Annotated in this window: 1 protein-coding gene and 1 pseudogene; both read right to left on the reverse strand. The window is 69.9% G+C overall.

The genetic code is table 11. The features are described 5' to 3' along the window. A pseudogene (locus tag VI08_RS20505) lies at positions 1 to 744 on the reverse strand (sensor histidine kinase N-terminal domain-containing protein); the annotation flags it as partial. After that, positions 741 to 961: helix-turn-helix domain-containing protein (locus tag VI08_RS20510; protein WP_045831503.1), on the reverse strand; the 221-nt coding region annotated here is incomplete at its 5' end. The gene VI08_RS20510 and the pseudogene VI08_RS20505, both read right to left, overlap by 4 nt.

Here is a 961-nt window from a genome sequence, read left to right on the forward strand (position 1 = left end):
GCTGAAGCGGCGCTCGCGCTCCAGGGCGCTTTCGAGGCGGAATATCTGGTCGTTCAACGCGGCCAGCACGGGGGCCAGTTCCTCGGGCGCCCGCGCCAGGTGCACGGGGGCGCGGCTGCCGGGCTCGCGCCCGGACAACGCGCCGGCCAGGTCGTCCAGCGGCCCCAGCCCGCGGCGGATGGCCCAGCCGACCAGCAACGCGAGCAACGGCAAGCCGAGCAAGGTGGGCAGGCCATGCTCGATCCACAGTGCGTGGGTAATCTCATGGCGGCTGTCGTAACGCTCACCCGCGCGGATCGTGATGTGCTCGTCTTCCATGATCAGCGTGAACACGCGCCACGTGTAACGCCCCTGCGCCACATCCTCGAACTGGCCATCCGGCACATCGGTGCGCGGCACGCCCGAAAGGTTCTCCGTCGCCATGAGCAAGGTGCCGTCGCGGTCGAAGACCTGGAACCCTACTTCGGACTCGTACGTGCGCCCCTGCACGGTCAGCTCGGCCGGGTGCGCGGAGCGGCTGGGCACCAGCAGGCGCGCGGTGCGCTGCGCGCGCAACTGCTCCACGCCGATGCGGTTGACCAGCACCTCGAGCGTGCGCGCGGCCTGCGCCAGGCGGCCGTCGGAGAGTTCATCCACTTCCTCGAGCGTGCGGTGCGCGCTGAGGATGCCCAGCGGCAACAGCACCGCAGCAAGGACGCCGATGATGAGCAACAGCAGGCGCCAGCGGAGGCTCAACGACCTCACGTGGGTTCCCGCGGCACCATGTAGCCAAAGCCGCGGACGGTCTGGATGGCCCCGGGGCTCAGCTTGCGGCGAAGCGAATGCACCAGCACCTCGAGCGCGCTGGTGCTCACCGCGTTATCGGGACCGTACAGGGAGGTCTCGATGGCCTCGCGGCGCACGATGCGGCCCACGCGCTCCATGAGCGCCTGCAGCAAGGCGAACTCGCGGCGGGTGAGGT

The organism is Luteibacter yeojuensis, assembly GCF_000964085.1.
Lineage (GTDB): Bacteria > Pseudomonadota > Gammaproteobacteria > Xanthomonadales > Rhodanobacteraceae > Luteibacter > Luteibacter yeojuensis_A.